Genomic DNA, 19,296 nt, shown 5'->3' on the forward strand with positions numbered 1-19,296 from the left:
AAAGCCCATTGCCCGCCCGTCGTAGCAGCCTTCCGGCTGATTTTGGCTTCGTGCAAGTGGCTGTAGTAAGTAAGGATTTTATCGATGGGTACATTAACTGCCGGGATTTTAATGATGCGCTGGGAATTGCTGAGCGCTTTTTTGATGTTCTGCACCAGTCAGCTTAATATTGTTTGTCGCCAGTCCAGCCGCAATACCATGGCATTCGTTTGCAGTGGTATCGGCCTCACCGTGACCTGTTTCTTTGTCATGAGCCTGATGGGCATGAGCTACAACGCCGTTGCCGTCGCGCAATTCTGGGCAAACACCAAAGACGTTTTCTTTGATGTCATGAGCAAAACCCCGACCGATATGTCTTACTACTATTAATCCGATTTCCTTAGCGGATATTCCAGATTATTAAAGGGCAGAACCGCATGTTCTGCCCTTTTTGTTATCCCGCGCTTTCCCCCGTGTTACTTCTGATGATTATTTGTTCAGCCGGATGTCATGTAATCCTAAATATAAAAATTTGCGTGACGCATCGAATGTCTTTTTGTATCTATCATCCTGATTACCTGTAAATTGCGGGATGTACCGAAAGGTAAAAAGATATTGTGCTGGCGTCTAAACTATTCATTGCTAATAGTTGAAGGGACGTATTAGATTCTCACTCTATACTTTTCTTAGAATGATCATTGCTTTGTTTGCTTCAGGCTGCTGAATTTTCTCTGATTTGGCTCCCCTGCTTATGGTTGAAGGAATTCCGATGAATACGCATCACATGCTTGGCGCGTTAGTGTTACTGGTAAGTTCTGCTTCTTCTCTCGCCGTTGAAACAACGGGCATTCCTCAGGATCAGGTGAAAGAGCGCAACGCGTTCATTGCCGATTTGATGAAAAAAATGACCCTTGATGAAAAAATCGGTCAGCTGAATCTGGTCACTGTGGGGCCTGAGTACCAAAAAGAAGCCATCATGGCTGACATCCGCGCTGGTAAAGTCGGTGGCGTGTTTAACACGGTAACTAAGCCCGATATCCGCCGTATGCAGGATCAGGTGCAGTACAGCCGCCTGAAAATTCCTCCGTTTTATGCCTATGACGTGGTGCATGGGCAGCGCACGATTTTCCCTATCAGCCTCGGTCTGGCGGCGAGCTGGGATATGCAGGCGGTGGCGACCAGCGCACGTATTTCAGCCCAGGAAACGGCAGCCGATGGCCTGAACATGACGTTCTCACCGATGGTCGATATCACCCGTGATCCGCGCTGGGGCCGTGTTTCTGAAGGTTTCGGCGAAGATACCTATCTGACCTCGCGCCTCGCGCATGAAATGGTTACCGGTTATCAGGGCAAAGATCCGTCTGCCCCTGACGCCGTCATGGCAAACGTCAAACACTATGCGTTGTACGGTGCTGTCGAAGGCGGCCGCGAATACAACACTGTGGACATGAGCCTGACCCGCATGTTCAACGATTACATGCCACCTTATAAAGCGGCAGTCGATGCGGGTGCCGGCGGTGTGATGGTGGCACTGAACAGCGTTAACGGTATTCCTGCCACCTCGAATACCTGGCTGCTGAAAGATATTCTGCGCGATGACTGGCAGTTCAAGGGCCTGACTGTCAGCGACCATGGCGCCATTGGCGGACTGGTCAAACATGGCGTAGCCGAAGACGATCGTCAGGCTGCCGCGATGGCGCTGAAAGCCGGTGTCGATATGGACATGGCTGACAATATGTACGGTAAGTACCTGAAAGGATTACTTGCCGACGGCATGGTGAGCCAGAAAGACATTGACCGCGCCGTTCGCGATGTTCTGGCCGCGAAATGGGATATGGGGCTGTTTGTTGATGAATATCGTCATTTAGGCCCGCAGTCGAGCGATCCGGCTGACACCAACGCCGAAAGCCGTCTGCATCGTCAGGAGGCGCGCGAAGTGGCACGTACTTCGCTGGTGCTGCTGAAAAATAACAATCAAACGTTACCGTTAAATAAAAAAGGCACGATTGCCGTCGTTGGCGCGCTGGCTGACAGCAAGCGTGACGTGATGGGCAGTTGGTCGGCAGCCGGTAAGGCAGCGCAGGCAGTCACTGTGTTGCAGGGGATGAAAGATGTGCTCGGTGATAAAGGCACTATCCTCTATGCCCGCGGTGCCAACGTCACCAACGATCAGGCTCTGGTCGATTTCCTGAACTCTTACGAGAAACAGGTGATCAACGATCCACGCAAACCGCAGGATATGATCGACGAAGCGGTGAAAACAGCAGAAAAAGCTGACGTTGTGGTCGCCGTAGTCGGCGAAGCACAAGGCATGGCGCACGAAGCGTCCAGCCGTTCCGAAATTAACATTCCGCAAAGCCAGCGTGACCTGCTCAAGGCATTGAAAGCCACCGGTAAACCGCTGGTTGTCGTGTTAATGAATGGCCGTCCGCTGACCCTGTCGTGGGAAAACGAAATTTCTGATGCCATGCTGGAAACCTGGTTCAGCGGCACCGAAGGCGGACATGCGATTGCCGACGTTCTGTTTGGAGACTACAATCCATCAGGCAAACTGCCGATGACCTTCCCACGCTCAGTCGGGCAAATTCCTTTGTACAATAGCGTGCTCAATACCGGCCGTCCGTTTAATCCTCAGCATCCAGATAAATACACTACCCGTTATTTTGATATTACCAACGGCCCGCTGTTCCCGTTCGGTTATGGCCTGAGCTACACCAGCTTCAGTGTGTCTGACGTGAGTTTGTCATCCACCACGATGGATGCCGGACACCCGCTCACCGCCAGCGTGACGGTGAAAAACACCGGCAAAGTCAGCGGTGCGACGATCGTCCAGATGTACCTGCAGGATGTCACGGCGTCGATCAGTCGTCCGGTTAAAGAGTTGAAGAATTTTGAGAAAATCAACCTGCAGCCGGGCGAAGAGAAAGTTGTTACCTTTGCGATCACCGAAAAAGATTTACGCTTCTACAACGATAAGTTGAAATGGGCTTCAGAGCCTGGAAAGTTCAATGTATTCGTGGGGTTAGATTCTCAGGATGTGAAACAAACCAGTTTCCTGCTGAAATAACTTTCCGGGCCTGAAATCAGGCCCGGAAGAGAATCAAAAACCTTCTCTCTCAGGCGGTATTCCGGTAACGGAGACCGCCTGTTCTGAGCAGTAATTTCTGTCCGGTAACTGGATATATAACTGGCAGTGGCTAACCTTAAATTCAATGTGTTACGCCATTCCGCCCTTGTCCGTTTTTTTACGGAACGTGGCGAATGTGCTGAACAGAGTAAGCTCCGTCTGTGCTGACTGTCGCCCGTCGCCACACTGGCGGCGTATAGCGTTCTTTGCGGAGAAACATTCATGGTCGACTCTCAAGATGCTTCCCTCCTGTACCTGCACTTTGGTACACCACGCCCATATTGGCGACTGGGTTCAGACAGCAATGCCCTGGAGTTATCCGCAGAGAAAGGCGTCGTCAATATTGCTATCTCTCTGACGCAGTGGCAGGCAGGGAAAATAAGGCAACTCACCGGGATCACCTCGAGTTTTACCCTGGATATCACGCTATTCGGATCCCCTGCGCGTTTGTATCTTGTCGGGCGAAAAATCGACAGTAAAGCCTGGGCCGGTACGGCCTCCGCCTATCAGGACACTGAGTCTGTCGCCCATGACCTTGAAGTCGGTCTGACCTTTGCTGAGCAGGTGGTTTCTGAAGCCAACTCCGTGATCGTGATTATCGATCAGGAAGGCAAAATCCATCGTTTTAACCGTCTGAGCGAGGAATATACCGGCCTGCGCGAAGAAGATGTTATCGGACGCAGCGCCTATGACCTTTTTATGTCGATGGAAGAAGGCCTGGCCTCACGTCAGAATATCAATGGTTTTTTCCAGCATCAGCAATCTTATGAAGTGGAACGCTGGATCAACACCGTCAAAGGCCAGCGCCTGTTCCTGTTTCGCAATAAATTCGTCCACAGCGGCAGCGGCAAACAGCAAAAATATCTGATTTGCTCCGGCTCTGACATCACTGACGAACGCAAGGCGCAGGAGCGTTTGCGCGTGCTGGCAAATACTGATCTGGTCACCGGTTTCGCTAACCGTAATGCCTTGCAGGAGTCCCTTGCCCGAGCACTTATCGAGCGTGGTGAAAACAACGTCGGGCTGATTTATCTGGATCTGGATAACTTCAAAAAAGTTAACGACGCCTACGGACATATGTTTGGTGATCACCTGCTGCGCGCGGTGTCTGATGCCATTCAGGATTGCCTGTCGCCCAACGATAAACTGGCGCGGCTCGGCGGGGATGAATTCATTATTCTCAGCACGCATGCTGAAATAAAAGCGCTGGAAGCGCTGAGTCAGCGCGTTTTGCGCAGGCTCAGTTTGCCATTCCGCATCGGGCTGATTGAAGTGTATACCGGCTGTTCAGCCGGTATCGCGATTTGCCCGGAACACGGTACCGACGGCGATATACTGTTGCAAAACGCCGATACTGCCATGTATGCAGCCAAGGAAAAGGGCAAAAATGTACACTGTGTTTTCTCACCAGAGATGAATGAGAAAGCCTCTGAATACATGTGGTTAGATACACATTTACGCAAAGCCTTGTCTGAGAAAGATCAGCTGGTCTTACACTATCAGCCGAAAGTATCGCTTTACGGTACCGTGCAAAGCGTGGAGGCACTGCTGCGCTGGAATTCTCCGGAACGCGGTCTGATCCAACCTCAGAGCTTTATTCCCTATGCCGAAGAATCCGGTCTCATCACGCCAGTCGGTAAATGGGTGATCGAAACCGCGACCCGTCAGGCGACGGAATGGCAGAAAAAAGGGCTGAATTTGCGGGTGGCGGTAAACCTCTCCGGACGACAGCTTAACAATAGTGCATTCATCACGACGCTGTCGGATGCCATGAAAAATGCCGGCATGAAAGGCTGCCTGCTGGATTTCGAACTGACAGAAAGTTGCCTGGTGGAAGACGAAGGTGCAGCGATCACCATGATTAACCAGTTGCATAAACTGGGCGCACAGGTACATCTGGATGATTTCGGCACCGGTTATTCTTCGCTGTCACAACTGGCGAGAATCCCCCTCGACTGCATCAAGCTGGATCAAAGCTTTATTCGTGGAATCAATGATAATCCGGTGTCTCAGGCGCTGGTACGGGCGATTGTGGCGGTGGCCAAAACGCTGCAACTGACAGTGGTCGCGGAAGGTGTGGAAACGGCGGAAGAAGAGAAGCGGATTGACGAAATCGGTGTGGACAGCAAACAGGGATTTTTATATGCCAAGCCAATGCCAGCAAATGAACTGGAGCACTGGCTTGAGGAAAAAATGATTGCTTCACCCAATGTTTTTAAACATAAAGCAAAACAGAAATAGCGCCAGTGACGGGCTGCTTCTGCCTGCTGCTAGCCGGTTTTACGCAATGACGCCGTATGCCGGTTTTGCAGCATGACCAGACGCTCCATATAACTCAGGTCTTTCTCCTCCAGCGTAAACGCTGCATCCACCCAATCCTCCGTAATATCCATCAGTTCTGAACGTGATAATTGCAGCACACGCTGACGTGCGCGGATCATCGCCCGGATGCCGTTGAGTTTTGGTCGCAAAACATCCATGAACGTTCGCGTGGCGGTGAATGCTTCCCCCGGCTGGAATAACACGTCCACCAGCCCGCGGCTTTCAAACCATTCGGCGGTATGCGACTCCCCGGTGGAAATCAGTTCCTCCGCCAGCTTCATCCCCGCTTTGCGTGACACCAGCGAATAACCGCCCATTCCCGGGAAAAGGTTAAACGCGATTTCAGGGAACCCCATCCGGGCGGTGTTCTGCGCCAGCACGTAATGGTGTGCCAGTGCGGCTTCAAAGCCGCCGCCCAGCGCCGTGCCTTCTATCATCGATAAACTGATCGCGCCTACATCAAAACCACGCGCGGCAGCGTGAACGCAATCCACGCAGGCTCTGGCGTAAGCACGTAACGCTTCGCGTTTATTATTGACGATGGAATCAACAAAGAAGCTCAGATCACCGCCGACATTATACATATTGGGCACCAAAGAGCCGGTGACCCAAAAATCAAAACGCAGACCGGATGCCTTCGCGGCATACATCAGCGTCATAATGTCTTCGATAAGCTCCTGATTAAAACAGGGACGTGGATAAGACCTGAGCATCATCCACATGACGTTACGACCCTCTTCATAATAGGCTGCAATCTGGGACAAATGCCCGGCTTCGGTGAACGGGCGGCAGGCTGTATGGTCAATAAGATTCATAGTATATATCCAGGTTAGAATTGAATTTTTAGGGTGAAGCAACTCCAGCCTAGTCCAGCTCTAACCCGAACTGAATCGATTCGATATGGTTTTCTAAAAATAATCCTAACGACCACAATCTCTGAAAAAAATGTTAAAAATAAACAACCTGCAATAAGATCATTGTGTGTAAAAACAAAGAAATAGGTATTTCATCTGCTATCTTGTGCTGTTTTCCGGCGACAAAAGTCACCTCTGCCAATTAATAAACCGCGAGTAATAAGAAGCGTAATAGTTAATTAACGCTCAGCGAATTCCTCAGAGTGATACATATCACAGTCATTACACACTGACTTTCCAATTGTTCTGCCAGCAGCTAAATTGAATTCATCTCCTCCGACCACTTAAGAGAATTCCATGACTGAACGCGCTTCGCTTTTTTATCCGCACCTGCTGGCGCCGCTGGATTTAGGTTTTACCCAACTGAAAAATCGCGTGCTGATGGGTTCCATGCACACCGGGCTGGAAGAACGGGAGGACGGGCCGGAACGTCTGGCGGCCTTTTATGCAGAACGTGCCGCCGCAGGCGTCGGGCTGATTGTCACCGGCGGCATTTCCCCTAACGCGCAGGGCGTGGTTTATCAGGGCGGTTCGATTCTCGCTGAACAGGAACACATCACACATCACCGCGTGGTGACTGACGCGGTGCATGCCGCTGGCGGCAAAATTGCCCTGCAGATCCTTCACGCCGGACGTTACAGTTATCAGCCCCACCCCGTCGCGCCCTCCGCCCTGCAGGCACCGATCAACCGTTTTACGCCACATGCTTTGAGTGAAGAGGAAATTGAATCCACACTGGCGGATTTCGCCCGCTGTGCGCAGCTTGCCAAAGAGTCGGGTTATGACGGCGTGGAAATCATGGGCTCCGAAGGCTATCTGATAAACCAGTTCCTCACCGCACGCACCAATCAGCGCACGGACAGCTGGGGCGGTTGTGCCGATAACCGCATGCGGTTTGCCACCGAAGCCGTACGCCGCGTGCGCGAAACCTGTGGCCGGGAATTCATCATCATTTATCGCTTATCCATGCTGGATCTGGTCGAAGAAGGCTCGGACTGGAATGAAGTCGAAATGCTGGCGCAGCGCATTGAACAGGCAGGCGCGAGCATTATCAACACCGGTATTGGCTGGCATGAAGCGCGCATTCCGACCATAGCCACCATGGTGCCCCGCGCGGCGTTCAGCTGGGTGACGCAAAAACTGATGGGCAAAGTGGGGATTCCGCTGATTACCACCAACCGCATTAACGACCCTGACGTGGCGGAGAAAATTCTCGCCGAAGGTTGTGCGGATATGGTGTCGATGGCACGCCCGTTTCTTGCCGATCCTGCGTTTGTCGAAAAAGCCGCGCAGGGACGTGCTGATGAAATCAACACCTGCATCGGCTGTAATCAGGCCTGTCTGGATCAGATATTCGCCGGTGAAGTCACTTCCTGTCTGGTCAATCCGCGCGCCTGCCGTGAAACGCAGTTACCGGTTACCCGTGCGGAAATCACCAAACGTCTGGCCGTTGTCGGCTCGGGTCCAGCCGGGCTGGCGTTTGCCACTACCGCCGCCAGCCGCGGGCATCACGTCACATTATTTGATGCACACAATGAAATCGGCGGGCAGTTTAATGTCGCCAAACAGATCCCCGGCAAAGAAGAGTTTTATCAGACGCTGCGTTACTACTCGCGCCAGCTGACATTACTGGGCGTAACGCTGCGCCTGGGCGAAACCGTCAGCGCCAGCCAGTTAACGGGTTATGACGAAGTGATCCTCGCCTGTGGTATTTCACCGCGCCTGCCGGATATTGCGGGCATTGATCATCCGATCGTGCTGACCTATCTCGACGTACTGCGGGATAAAAAACCGGTCGGACAGTGCGTCGCCATTATTGGCGCGGGCGGCATTGGTTTTGATACCGCCGAATACCTGATCCACACCGGCCCGTCATCGAGCCTCAGCACTCAGGCTTTCAGCCACGAATGGGGGATCGACCAGAGCCTGACGCACCGTGGCGGTCTGGCACCACTTGGGCCACAGCCCGAACCTGCCGCGCGGGATATCGTTCTGCTGCAACGCAAAACCACCAAAGTCGGCGCAGGATTGGGGAAAACCACTGGCTGGATCCACCGCACCAGCCTGTTGCAGCGTGGCGTGAAAATGCAAAGTGGTGTCAGCTATGAACGCATCGACGACGCGGGGCTGCACCTGATCATGAACGGTGAACCGGTATGTCTGGAAGTGGATAACGTGATTATCTGCGCCGGACAGGAACCGCAACGCGCGCTGTATCAGCCGTTGCAGGAGGCCGGAAAAATCGTACACCTGATTGGCGGTGCCGACGTCGCCGTCGAACTGGATGCGCGTCGCGCTATCGATCAGGGCACGCGGCTGGCGCTGAAAATTTAGAAAACTATTTCAGAAACCGACAGACGAAAAAAAAAGCCGCGATAAGCGGCTTTTTCATTTCAGCACTTCAGACTAATTCAGCTATCAATGATGTGCAGCTGTTTTCACGGCACGCAAAATCACGAATTTCTGATTGGTGGCGATCGTCGTGCAGTTGCCGAACAGGCGACGCAGCTTCTGGTAGTAATCCAGGTGACGGTTGCCGACGATACGCAGCTCGCCGCCGGTTTGCAGGCAGCGTTTGGCATCGCAGAACATGCGCCACGCGGTGTCATCACTGATGACCGTGCCCTGATGGAACGGCGGGTTACACAGCACGGCGTGCAGGGTTTCTCGCTCGACACCAGCCAGCATGTTGTTCACTTCGAAATGACAGCGGCTGACATCCTGCGGCAAATTGTTTTCGACGTTAATACGGCTCGATTCTACCGCCATATAAGATTCATCGACGAACAGCATTTCCGCATCCGGGTTCAGCGCCAGTGCGGTCATGCCGATCACACCGTTACCACAGCCCAGATCCGCCATGCGCCCTTCAATGCCTTCCGGCAGATGTTGCATGAAAAAGCGAGCGCCGACATCCAGACCGCCGCGTGAGAACACGTTCGCGTGGTTGGAAATACGGAATTCACTGTCATCCAGCGCCCACTCAGAAATCACCGGCTCTGCGGTTTGCGCAGGCAAGGTGGCTTCACAATGGATCAGACGGGCTTTTTTCCACGCCAGACTGGTTTTGGTCGGTCCGAGGATTTTCTCGAACAGTTGCAACGTTGACGTGTGAATATCACGGGCTTTCGCGCCGGCGATAATCTGCGTGTCAGGCGTCACCACTTCACGCAGCGCCAGCAGTTGTTGTTCCAGCAGTGCCAGCGTTTTTGGCACTTTGATGATCACCAGACCCGGATTGATCGGCAACGGCACCAGGCTGCTTTGCGCCGCCACGCTGTCTTCGTCAAAACCGTTAAGGCGCAGGTTGTGGCGCATCGCCAGCTGACTCATAAAGGAGTCGTTGACGCTGGTCGGGTTGTGCGGCTGCAAGGCGCAGGCCAGCGTGCCGAAAGCATCGTTGAAAATCAGCAGCGGACGGCCGTTGAGCGCGTCGGTGTTCAGGTTTTGCAGCAGATATTCATCGGCCGCTTCCCATGCCTGTAACTGCGTTGCCGCTTCTTCCAGCGGATAACGTTCCAGACGCAGTTGCAATAACTGACCACCGGTTTCGGTTTCAAATTGGCTCATTGGCCCTCCTCATATTCAATTTGCGCTGTTTATCCCTTAATTTGGTCTATCAGTAAAACGTTTTTTCAGTTAAAAAGGGGTTTATCTGCCGGATCGACGCGATCGTGGTAAAAACCCCGCACCCCGTTTCGGCATCTTTTCCCCGGCAATAAGAGACAAAGCAAACAGTTATGCCTGAATTGACCTATCTGCAAGGCTACCCGGAGTCGCTTCAGGCTCAGGTGCGTCAGTTAATCGACCAGGAACGTTTAGGTAAAGTCTTGCTGACGCGATATCCCGAACCGCACGAGCTGACCACTGACAAATCGCTCTATCAGTATACGCTGGACCTGAAAAATCAGTTTTTGCGCAGTTCATCGCCGTTAAGCAAAGTGGCTTACGACAATAAAATCCACGTGATGAAGCACGCGCTGGGGCTGCATACGGCAATATCCCGTATTCAGGGCGGCAAGCTGAAAGCCAAAGCGGAAATCCGCGTGGCAACGGTGTTTAAAAGCGCGCCGGAAGCGTTTCTGAAAATGATCGTGGTGCATGAACTCGCGCACCTGAAAGAAAAAGAACACAACAAAGCATTCTACAGCCTGTGCTGTCATATGACGCCCGACTATCATCAGTTAGAATTCGACACGCGCATGTATCTGACGCATCTGGAAATATTCGGTAAGTTGTATCAATAATAATTAACTATAGGGATTTCTCATGATTCGTATTGGCGTTGTGGGCACCAACTGGATCACCCAGCGTTTTATTGATGCCGCCCACGAGAGCGGTAAAATGAAGCTGACCGCGATTTATTCCCGCACGCTGGAAGGCGCTAAAAAGCTCGGCGAAGATTATCCGGTTGAACATTACTTTGATTCCCTTGAAGCAATGGCCGCCTCTGATCTGATTGATGCGGTCTATATTGCCAGCCCGAACTCCCTGCATTACCCGCAGTCGCTGTTGTTCCTCAGCAATAAAAAGCACGTGATTTGCGAAAAGCCGCTGGCTTCCAATCTGCGTGAAGCGGAAAGCCTGATCGCCTGTGCAAAAGAAAACAACGTAGTCCTGTTCGAGGCGTTTAAAACCGCGTATCTGCCCAACTTCCTGCACATGAAAGGCGCGCTGAACCGCATCGGTAAACTGCGTAAAGCCATTCTGAATTACTGCCAGTATTCCTCACGTTATCCGCGCTATCTGGCCGGTGAAAACCCGAATACCTTTAACCCGGCGTTTTCCAATGGCTCGATCATGGATATCGGTTATTACTGTCTGGCGAGTGCTATTTCGTTGTTTGGCGAACCGGAATCGGTGAAAGCCACGGCAACCCTGCTGGAAAGCGGCGTTGACGGTCAGGGCACGGTGATCTTGTCTTATGCGGATGATTTCGAAGTGGTTATCAACCATTCCAAAATCAGCGACTCCCTGTTACCCAGTGAGATTCAGGGCGAAGACGGCACCTTGCAGATGGAAAAACTGTCTGAATGCCAGACGCTCAGCCTGACGCCACGCGGCAGCCAGAAGCTGGATCTGACGCAGCCCCAGCACATCAACACCATGCTGTATGAAGCAGAAACTTTTGCGATTCTGGTCGACAGCCAGTTTGTCGCGCACCCCGGGCTGGAAGTCTCGCGTATCACGGCCAAAGTGCTGACGGAAATCCGTCGTCAGACCGGCGTGGTATTCCCGGCCGATAACCAGCCTTAATATTAAGTAAAAATCGGGAGTAACAGATGATTGCACCCAGCCAGAAATCGCTGTTGATTTTACAGACCGGCCACGCGCCGGAACCTATCCGTCGTGCGCACGATAACTTTCCGCAAATGTTTATCCGTCAGGGCGATATCGACGCGCAGCAGGTGGTGATTGTGGATTTGCAGGCGGGTGAACGCCCGCTGCCGCCGGAAAACTATTGCGGCGCGATCATTACCGGTTCGCGCAGCATGGTCACCGAGCATCTGGCGTGGAGCGAAGAAGCGGCGGACTGGGTGCGGCTGGGCATGTTGCAGGAATTACCCATGTTTGGTGCCTGCTACGGTCATCAGCTGATGGCATACGCGCTGGGTGGCGAGGTGGATTACCATCCGCAAGGCATTGAAGTCGGTACGCACGAGGTGACGCTGACGCCGGACGGGCATCTTGATCCGCTGGTGTCGCAGCTTCCCGCACAGTTCGCGGCCAATCTGATCCACCTGCAAACCGTCATTACGCCGCCTGCGACAGCGACGGTGCTGGCGAAAACGCGGCACGATCCGCATCAGATCCTGCGCTACGGCCCGAATGCCATCAGCACGCAGTTCCATCCGGAATTCAGTCTGGCGGTAATGAAAACGTATCTGTCATGGCTGGGCTCTATCTCCGAAGACGATACGATAGATTTTGCGCATCAGGCTCAGCAACTTAGCGAAACACCCCTCAGCCGTAGCCTGCTGCTGGCCTTCGTCGGCGCACTCGGCAAACGTCAGGCACTGGCGGGTTAATGCTCCATAATGTTTCTGAATGTTTGACACCGGACACATTTTGCATTAATTTGCGAACTGCAAAGGGGAGTAACTTCTTCGTCGGATAATCGTCATTACGGTGTCTGGACCCGCGCTCATGCAGCGCCGTCTCAGCCACCCGGTTACCGGGGCAAAGATAAGCATTCACAAGATGAATACTTATCTTTGTAAGTGAGACCTTGCCGGAAGGCGAGGTTTGCTCACAGCTCAAAAAATGAGCGGCTAACGTCTTCCGACGCTGGCCGTTTTTTTTTGATGTTTTTTCGAGGATATCGCAATGATGAACTCCGTAGGCAACCCGATGTTGTGGGGCTCCTTTGCCGTGGTAGTGATAATTATGCTCGCGTTCGACCTGCTGTTGCAGGGTCGAAAAGGCGCGCAAACCATGAGTATGAAAAGTGCCGCGATGTGGTCGCTGGTGTGGATAGGCCTGTCGTTGCTGTTCAACTTCGGCTTCTGGTGGTATCTCAACGGCGAGTTTGGCCGTGAAGTGGCCGACGCCAAGGCCACCATGTTCCTGACCGGCTATCTGCTGGAAAAAGCGCTGGCGGTGGATAACGTCTTCGTCTGGCTGATCCTGTTCAGTTACTTCTCTATTCCTGCCAGCCTGCAACGCCGCGTACTGGTCTACGGCGTGCTCGGCGCCATCGTCCTGCGTACCGGCATGATTTTCGCCGGTAGCTGGCTGGTGGGGCAATTTAGCTGGATTTTGTACGTGTTCGGCGCATTCCTGCTGTTCACCGGTATCAAGATGGCGCTGGCGAAAGAAGACGACGGTGAAGTTGGCGAGAAGCCGATGATCCGCTGGCTGCGCAGCAAAATGCGCATGACCGACGAGTTGCAGGGTGAGAAGTTCTTTGTGCGCCGTAACGGTATTTTGTTCGCTACTCCGCTGTTGCTGGTGCTGATTATGGTGGAACTGAGCGACGTGATTTTCGCAGTCGACAGTATTCCGGCTATCTTTGCGGTAACCACCGACCCGTTCATCGTCCTGACCTCTAACCTGTTTGCGATCCTCGGCCTGCGCGCGATGTACTTCCTGCTGGCGGGCGTGGCGGAACGTTTCTCGATGCTGAAATACGGTCTGGCGGTGATCCTGATTTTCATCGGTATCAAGATGCTGCTGCTCGACGTGTTCCACATTCCGGTCGGTATTTCGCTGGGCGTGATTGCGTCGATTCTGATCATCACCCTGCTGATTAACACCTGGGTGAACCGTCGTAACGATCGCAAGAACAACGCACAGTCGTAATATTTCGAACTGATTAATGCAAAGCGCGGCCGCTTCACCGGTCGCGCTTTTTAGCGTTCAGGATAGAATTTTAAAGATTACTGCCAGCCGTAACGGCGCACGAACCAGCCTTTCACGCACTGCGTCAGCACCATGTAGCCCGCCAGAATGGCGATCAGCCACGGGAAGTAGCTCAGCGGCAATGCCTGCAATTGCAGGAATCCGGCAACCGGCGAGTAGATCAGTGAAATACCGGTGATCACCACCATCAGCGTCATGATGCACAGCGGCCAGGACGCGCGGCTTTGAATAAACGGCACTTTGCGGGTGCGGATCATGTGCACAATCAGCGTCTGCGACAGCAGCCCTTCAATGAACCAGCCGGACTGGAACAACGTCTGCGCCTCCACCGTATTGGCTTTAAACACCCACCACATCAGGCTGAAAGTCAGAATGTCGAATACGGAACTGATCGGCCCGAAGAACACCATAAAGCGGCCAATATCCCCGGCGTTCCAGCGCTGCGGTTTCGCCAGTTGCTCTTCATCCACATTATCAAACGGGATCGCCACCTGAGACACATCGTAAATCAGGTTCTGAATCAGCAGATGCAGCGGCAACATTGGCAGGAACGGCAAAAAGGCGCTGGCGACCAGCACGCTGAACACGTTACCAAAGTTGGAACTGGCAGTCATTTTGATGTATTTCAGCATGTTGGCGAAAGTTCTGCGCCCTTCCGTCACGCCCTGCTCCAGCACCATCAGGCTTTTTTCCAGCAGAATAATATCGGCCGCCTCTTTGGCGATATCCACCGCAGAATCCACGGAAATCCCAATGTCCGCCGCACGCAGCGCAGGCGCGTCGTTAATGCCGTCACCCATAAAGCCAACCACATGCCCTTCGCCGCGCAGTACGCGCACAATGCGTTCTTTGTGCATCGGTGTCAGTTTGGCAAACACCGTGGTTTCGCGGGCGACGTTCAGCAGTTGCACATCGTCAAGCGCATCGATATCGCTGCCGATCACGACGTTATCGGCCTGTAATCCGACATCTTTGCAGACTTTACGCGCCACCAGCGGATTGTCGCCGGTGAGGATTTTCACCGTCACGCCTTTGCGTTGCAGTGCATCCAGCGCCGGTGCGGTGCTTTCTTTTGGCGGATCGAGGAATGCGATATACCCGGCCAGGATCAGGCTGGATTCATCGGTCACGCCGTAGCCCTGCGTGCGCGATGGCATCACTTTATGCGCCACGGCTACCACGCGCAGCCCCTGCTGATTGAGATCGTCAGTAATGCGGCGGATGCGCGCCAGCAGCACATCGGTCAGCGGCACAATCTCACCGTTGAGCTGCACCAGCGTACAAATCGACAGCATTTCTTCCAGCGCGCCTTTGCAAATCAGGCGGTGATTCTGGTCGTTTTCGGCGACGACGACAGACATACGGCGACGGTCGAAGTCAAACGGAATTTCATCCACTTTCAGCGAGTTATGCGCCGGACCGGCATCGCCTGCTTCCAGCACCGCAACATCCAGCAGGTTTTTCAGGCCGGTTTGATAATGGCTGTTCAGCCACGCCAGATGCAGCACCTCATCACTGGTCACGCCCAGCACATCGGTGTGGCGCTCGAGCACGATTTTATCCTGCGTCAGCGTGCCGGTTTTATCCGTGCAGAGGATATCCATTGCGCCGAAGTTCTGTATCGCATCCAGACGTTTGACGATCACCTTCTGGCGGGAGAGTTTTACCGCGCCTTTGGCCAGCGTGGACGTCACAATCATCGGCAGCATTTCCGGCGTCAACCCGACCGCCACGGAGAGCGCAAACAGTGCGGCTTCCCACCAGTCGCCTTTGGTGTAACCGTTGATCACCAGCACCACAGGTGTCATTACCATCATAAAGCGGATCAGCAGCCAGCTGACTTTGCTGATCCCGGCCTGGAACGCGTTTGGCTGTGTATCTTCCTGTACCACACGTTCGGCAAGCTGACCGAACCAGGTTTTGCTGCCGGTGGCGATCACCATCGCAATCGCCGTGCCGCTCACCACGTTGGTGCCCATAAAACACAGGGTGTTCAGTTCAAGCGGATCAGCCGCAACCGGTTTCTTCTCGCAGGCGTGTTTTTCCACCGGCAGGGATTCACCGGTCAGCGCCGCCTGGCTGATAAACAAATCCTTGGCCGAAAGAATGCGCAGGTCTGCCGGGATCATATCGCCCGCTGACAATTTGATCAGGTCACCCGGCACCAGCTGACTGATCGGGATTTCCACTGTTTCGCTGCGGCCGGTTTGCGCGTCACTGCGCAGCACGGTCGCGGTGTTGCTGACCATCGCTTTCAGCGCATCGGCGGCTTTATTGGAACGCGCCTCCTGAATGAAATGCATGAAAGTAGAAATAAACACCATCGCGCCAATCACCAGCGCAGCCGTTAAATCGTCGGTGGCGTAAGACACCAGCCCGAGCACGGTCAGCAGCAGATTGAACGGATTGCGGTAGCAGTGCCACAGATGCAGCCACCAGGGTGCCGGTTGCTGATCGCCGGTCTGATTCAGGCCGGAAACTTCGCGGATTGCATCGGCTTCCTGCGCAGTCAGCCCTTCCGGATGACTGGAAAATTGCAGGTAAAGCTGGTCTTCGGTGGCGCGGGCACAGGCCTGACAATGCGCCGACATAGCGGCAGGGATGGCCTGCACTGCACGGGCAGATACGTTTTCCAGCATCGGATCGCGGCGGACTAAGCGGCGCGGTAAATTACGGCTGAGCGCACTGAGCAGCCGGGAAGTGAAATTTTTAAACATCATTCGCACCTTTGTTGCGCCCACAGCGAAGCCGCCATGAGCATGGCAAAAGGGTTGTTAAAAACAGGGCGAACGAAAAGACGTGCGCCACTGCCTGCCAGGTAAAGTCACGGCAAGCAGCGGCAAAAATGCGGGTGCTTACCGGATCACAACGGACCTACAGAATTGGGGTCGGGTTCCATGGGTTTTCACCTCCGGTAAGGAACGGTTTGGAAATTCATACGCATCGGGTATAAAAATCCGTTAGGGTAACGGCACGGGATGACGCGTACATCATCTCCGGCGAGCGCAGTATACGCCGGTTAACTACAACCAATTTTAAACCTGACCCTCATTCACCTTAAAACATGACCCAGCAAAATCGCCTGACCATTAATGATATTGCCCGCCTGAGCGGTGTCGGAAAATCCACGGTTTCCCGCGTTTTGAATAACGAAGGCAACGTCAGCCCGCAAACCCGCGAACGGGTGTTGCAGGTGATTGAACAACAGCATTTCAGTCCGTCGAAATCGGCGCGGGCCATGCGCGGGTTCAGCGACAAAATTGTGGCGATCATCGTGTCGCGTCTCGACTCTCCTTCGGAAAATCTGGCCGTACGCGCCATGTTGCCGCTGTTTTATCAGCAAGGGTATGACCCGATTGTGCTGGAAAGTCAGTTCAGCGCAGAGCGCGTGAAAGAGCATTTGCAGGTGCTGAAACAGCGCAATATCGATGGCATTGTGCTGTTTGGTTTCACCGGACTTTCAGCCCAAATGCTGACGCCCTGGCAGGATAAAATGGTGGTGCTGGCACGCGATATGCCGGGGCTATCTTCGGTGTGTTATGACGATGCGGGTGCGGTGCAACTGCTGATGCAAAAACTGCTGGCGCAGAACATACGGGAGATTGGCTTTATCGGTGTGTCGCCGCAGGACACCACCACCGGCCAGCGCCGCAGCGCGGCCTTTCGGACTTTTTGTAAAGAGCATGGCCTGACACCACACATTGCGCTGGGCGAACTAACTTATCAGAGCGGCTTCGACCTGATCCCGCAGTTGCTGAAAAATAACATTCAGGCCGTCGTCTGCGCGTCCGACACCATTGCCATCGGCGCACAAAAATACCTGCAACAACAGCAAATCCGTGGCGTGCAGGTGTGCGGTATCGGCAACAACCCGCTGCTGCATTTCCTGTTCCCGGAATCGTATTCCGTAGAACTCGGCTATGGCGCGGGCGGCGAAGCAGCGGCGAAGCAACTGCTGGCGCAGCTCAGCGGTTCCACGACGGTGCGGCAGCTGATTATCCCCGGAAAGCTTGCTTTCTGAATCCCCCGCCTTTCTGACCTTTGACTTTCTAAAAAGCAGAAACTTTGTGATCGTCCCGGCAAAACCGGGAACGTTCCCGGACAAGTTCCCACCGCCTTCGCTATGCTTGAACCGTACCCTACACTCTTACGCAAAATCACAGGCCACTTCCCATGAGCAAAGTTAAGCAACAGGATGTTGATCAGCTGATCGCCCTCGTTGGCGGCAGCGACAATATCGCGATGGTGACTCACTGCATTACGCGTCTTCGTTTTGTCCTCAATGACCCGTCCAAAGCCGACCCGAAAGGTCTCGAAGCCCTGCCGATGGTCAAAGGCTGCTTCACCAACGCCGGTCAGTTCCAGGTGGTTATCGGCCCGGAAGTGGATGATTACTACAAAGTTCTGATCGCCAGCACCGGTAAAAGTGCGGCCGGAAAAGAACAGGCAAAAGTTGCCGCCCGCCAGAATATGAGCTGGTTTGAGCGCAGCATTTCTCACTTTGCGGAAATCTTTTTCCCGCTGTTACCGGCGCTGATCAGCGGCGGTTTAATTCTCGGTTTCCGCAATGTTATCGGCGAAATTCCGATGAGCGGCGGCCAGACGCTGGCGCAGATGCACCCGCTGTGGCAATCCATTTACGACTTCCTCTGGCTGCTTGGCGAAGCCGTGTTTATGTTCCTGCCGGTGGCGGTGTGCTGGTCGACGGTCAGAAAAATGGGCGGCACCGAAATCCTCGGGATTGTGCTTGGCATAACGCTGGTATCGCCGCAACTGATGAACTCCTACAACCTCGGGCAGCAAATCCCTGAAGTATGGAATTTCGGCTGGTTCACCATCGAAAAGGTCGGTTATCAGGCGCAGGTCATTCCTTCCGTTCTCGCCGGTATGGCGCTGGCGATGATCGAAAATGGCCTGAAACGCATCGTGCCTAATTATCTGTATCTGGTGATTGTGCCCGTCAGCTCGCTGATTATTGCCGTATTCCTGGCGCATACGCTGATCGGGCCGTTTGGCCGCATGGTGGGCGACGGCGTGGCATTCGCGGTGAAATTCATCATGACCGGCAGCCTCGCACCCATCGGTGCCGCGCTGTTTGGTTTCCTCTATGCGCCACTGGTCATCACCGGCGTGCATCAGACCACCCTTGCCATCGACATGCAGATGGTGCAAAGCACCGGCGGAACCCCGGTGTGGCCGCTGATCGCCCTGTCCAATATTGCGCAAGCCGCTGCGGTCGTCGGCGTGATTATCGTCAGCCGCAAACATAATGAGCGCGAGATCTCCGTGCCCGCAGCGATATCCGCGTTCCTCGGCGTAACCGAACCGGCGATGTACGGCATCAACCTGAAATACCGCTTCCCGATGCTGTGCGCGATGATTGGCTCAGCGTTTGCCGGCCTGATTTGCGGCCTGTTCCACGTCACGGCCAACGGCATCGGCGTCGGCGGCTTACCGGGTATTTTGTCCATCAAACCGCAGTTCTGGAGTATTTACGCACTGGCCATGCTGGTGGCGATCGTGGTGCCGATTATCCTGACCGTGCTGGTTTATCAGCGGAAAGCCCGCCGGGGTGAACTGGCAGTGGTGTAA

13 protein-coding genes are annotated in these 19,296 nt (G+C 53.9%); 10 read left to right on the forward strand and 3 right to left on the reverse strand.

Translation table 11 applies throughout. From position 1 onward, the window contains the following. Positions 1-84: 84 nt before the first annotated feature. The 3 genes from AACU55_RS25415 (at position 85) to pdeR (ending at position 5,347) form a co-directional block, all read left to right on the forward strand. Positions 85-369, forward strand: coding sequence for a YjcB family protein (locus tag AACU55_RS25415; RefSeq protein WP_013573866.1), 285 nt, complete (start codon positions 85-87; stop codon positions 367-369). Positions 370-748: 379 nt separating this feature from the next. Continuing rightward, entirely contained in the window at positions 749-3,046 is a 2,298-nt protein-coding gene (bglX, locus tag AACU55_RS25420; protein ID WP_134706388.1) for a beta-glucosidase BglX, read from the forward strand. A gap of 282 nt (positions 3,047-3,328) precedes the next feature. Next, complete coding sequence (pdeR, locus tag AACU55_RS25425; protein ID WP_134706390.1) at positions 3,329-5,347, forward strand: cyclic di-GMP phosphodiesterase; 2,019 nt, start codon at positions 3,329-3,331, stop codon at positions 5,345-5,347. A gap of 29 nt (positions 5,348-5,376) precedes the next feature. Here pdeR and AACU55_RS25430 read toward each other — a convergent pair whose 3' ends face one another. After that, positions 5,377-6,243, reverse strand: coding sequence for a crotonase/enoyl-CoA hydratase family protein (locus AACU55_RS25430; RefSeq protein ID WP_013573863.1), 867 nt, complete (start codon positions 6,241-6,243; stop codon positions 5,377-5,379). Positions 6,244-6,639: 396 nt separating this feature from the next. Between AACU55_RS25430 and AACU55_RS25435 the strand changes: the two genes are divergently transcribed. Then, complete coding sequence (locus tag AACU55_RS25435) at positions 6,640-8,676, forward strand: NADPH-dependent 2,4-dienoyl-CoA reductase (protein WP_134706392.1); 2,037 nt, start codon at positions 6,640-6,642, stop codon at positions 8,674-8,676. A gap of 84 nt (positions 8,677-8,760) precedes the next feature. Here AACU55_RS25435 and rlmG read toward each other — a convergent pair whose 3' ends face one another. Next, positions 8,761-9,912: a 23S rRNA (guanine(1835)-N(2))-methyltransferase RlmG gene (rlmG, locus tag AACU55_RS25440; RefSeq protein WP_013573861.1), complete on the reverse strand. Its 1,152-nt coding sequence runs from the start codon at positions 9,910-9,912 to the stop codon at positions 8,761-8,763. Between the two features lie 170 nt (positions 9,913-10,082). Between rlmG and AACU55_RS25445 the strand changes: the two genes are divergently transcribed. The 4 genes from AACU55_RS25445 to AACU55_RS25460 all read left to right on the forward strand — a co-directional run bounded on the left by AACU55_RS25445 (position 10,083) and on the right by AACU55_RS25460 (position 13,644). After that, the gene (locus AACU55_RS25445; protein ID WP_013573860.1) at positions 10,083-10,589 is read left to right on the forward strand and encodes a M48 metallopeptidase family protein; all 507 of its coding nucleotides are present in this window, start codon (positions 10,083-10,085) and stop codon (positions 10,587-10,589) included. A gap of 22 nt (positions 10,590-10,611) precedes the next feature. Continuing rightward, positions 10,612-11,598 carry a Gfo/Idh/MocA family protein gene (locus AACU55_RS25450; RefSeq protein WP_013573859.1) on the forward strand — a complete coding sequence of 329 codons (987 nt, stop codon included), beginning with the start codon at positions 10,612-10,614 and terminating at the stop codon, positions 11,596-11,598. Between the two features lie 26 nt (positions 11,599-11,624). Next, on the forward strand, positions 11,625-12,371 hold the full coding sequence (locus AACU55_RS25455) for a glutamine amidotransferase (RefSeq protein WP_134706394.1): 747 nt from the start codon (positions 11,625-11,627) through the stop codon (positions 12,369-12,371). Positions 12,372-12,672: 301 nt separating this feature from the next. Continuing rightward, positions 12,673-13,644, forward strand: a complete 972-nt coding sequence (locus tag AACU55_RS25460; RefSeq protein ID WP_037034335.1) for a TerC family protein — start codon at positions 12,673-12,675, stop codon at positions 13,642-13,644. Positions 13,645-13,721: 77 nt separating this feature from the next. Here the strand turns inward: AACU55_RS25460 and mgtA are convergent, their stop codons facing one another. Beyond that, positions 13,722-16,424 (reverse strand): magnesium-translocating P-type ATPase, encoded by a 2,703-nt coding sequence (gene mgtA / locus AACU55_RS25465; RefSeq protein WP_134706396.1) that lies wholly within the window; start codon positions 16,422-16,424, stop codon positions 13,722-13,724. 344 nt (positions 16,425-16,768) lie between these two features. Here mgtA and treR point away from each other — a divergent pair, with 344 nt between their 5' ends. Together treR and treB are read left to right on the forward strand one after the other, a co-directional pair. Further along, on the forward strand, positions 16,769-17,725 hold the full coding sequence (gene treR / locus AACU55_RS25470; RefSeq protein ID WP_013573855.1) for a trehalose operon repressor TreR: 957 nt from the start codon (positions 16,769-16,771) through the stop codon (positions 17,723-17,725). Positions 17,726-17,877: 152 nt separating this feature from the next. After that, entirely contained in the window at positions 17,878-19,296 is a 1,419-nt protein-coding gene (gene treB, locus AACU55_RS25475) for a PTS trehalose transporter subunit IIBC (RefSeq protein ID WP_037034210.1), read from the forward strand.

Origin of the sequence: Rahnella sp. CJA17(1/100) (genome assembly GCF_963881615.1) — a bacterium.
Taxonomy (GTDB): Bacteria; Pseudomonadota; Gammaproteobacteria; order Enterobacterales; family Enterobacteriaceae; genus Rahnella; species Rahnella aceris.

Bases quoted from the DNA above. Each gene is read 5' to 3' on its own strand.
- AACU55_RS25415 (WP_013573866.1), top strand. From the start codon at position 85: ATGGGTACATTAACTGCCGGGATTTTAATGATGCGCTGGGAATTGCTG.
- bglX (WP_134706388.1), top strand. From the start codon at position 749: ATGAATACGCATCACATGCTTGGCGCGTTAGTGTTACTGGTAAGTTCT.
- pdeR (WP_134706390.1), top strand. From the start codon at position 3,329: ATGGTCGACTCTCAAGATGCTTCCCTCCTGTACCTGCACTTTGGTACA.
- AACU55_RS25430 (WP_013573863.1), bottom strand. From the start codon at position 6,243: ATGAATCTTATTGACCATACAGCCTGCCGCCCGTTCACCGAAGCCGGG.
- AACU55_RS25435 (WP_134706392.1), top strand. From the start codon at position 6,640: ATGACTGAACGCGCTTCGCTTTTTTATCCGCACCTGCTGGCGCCGCTG.
- rlmG (WP_013573861.1), bottom strand. From the start codon at position 9,912: ATGAGCCAATTTGAAACCGAAACCGGTGGTCAGTTATTGCAACTGCGT.
- AACU55_RS25445 (WP_013573860.1), top strand. From the start codon at position 10,083: ATGCCTGAATTGACCTATCTGCAAGGCTACCCGGAGTCGCTTCAGGCT.
- AACU55_RS25450 (WP_013573859.1), top strand. From the start codon at position 10,612: ATGATTCGTATTGGCGTTGTGGGCACCAACTGGATCACCCAGCGTTTT.
- AACU55_RS25455 (WP_134706394.1), top strand. From the start codon at position 11,625: ATGATTGCACCCAGCCAGAAATCGCTGTTGATTTTACAGACCGGCCAC.
- AACU55_RS25460 (WP_037034335.1), top strand. From the start codon at position 12,673: ATGAACTCCGTAGGCAACCCGATGTTGTGGGGCTCCTTTGCCGTGGTA.
- mgtA (WP_134706396.1), bottom strand. From the start codon at position 16,424: ATGATGTTTAAAAATTTCACTTCCCGGCTGCTCAGTGCGCTCAGCCGT.
- treR (WP_013573855.1), top strand. From the start codon at position 16,769: ATGACCCAGCAAAATCGCCTGACCATTAATGATATTGCCCGCCTGAGC.
- treB (WP_037034210.1), top strand. From the start codon at position 17,878: ATGAGCAAAGTTAAGCAACAGGATGTTGATCAGCTGATCGCCCTCGTT.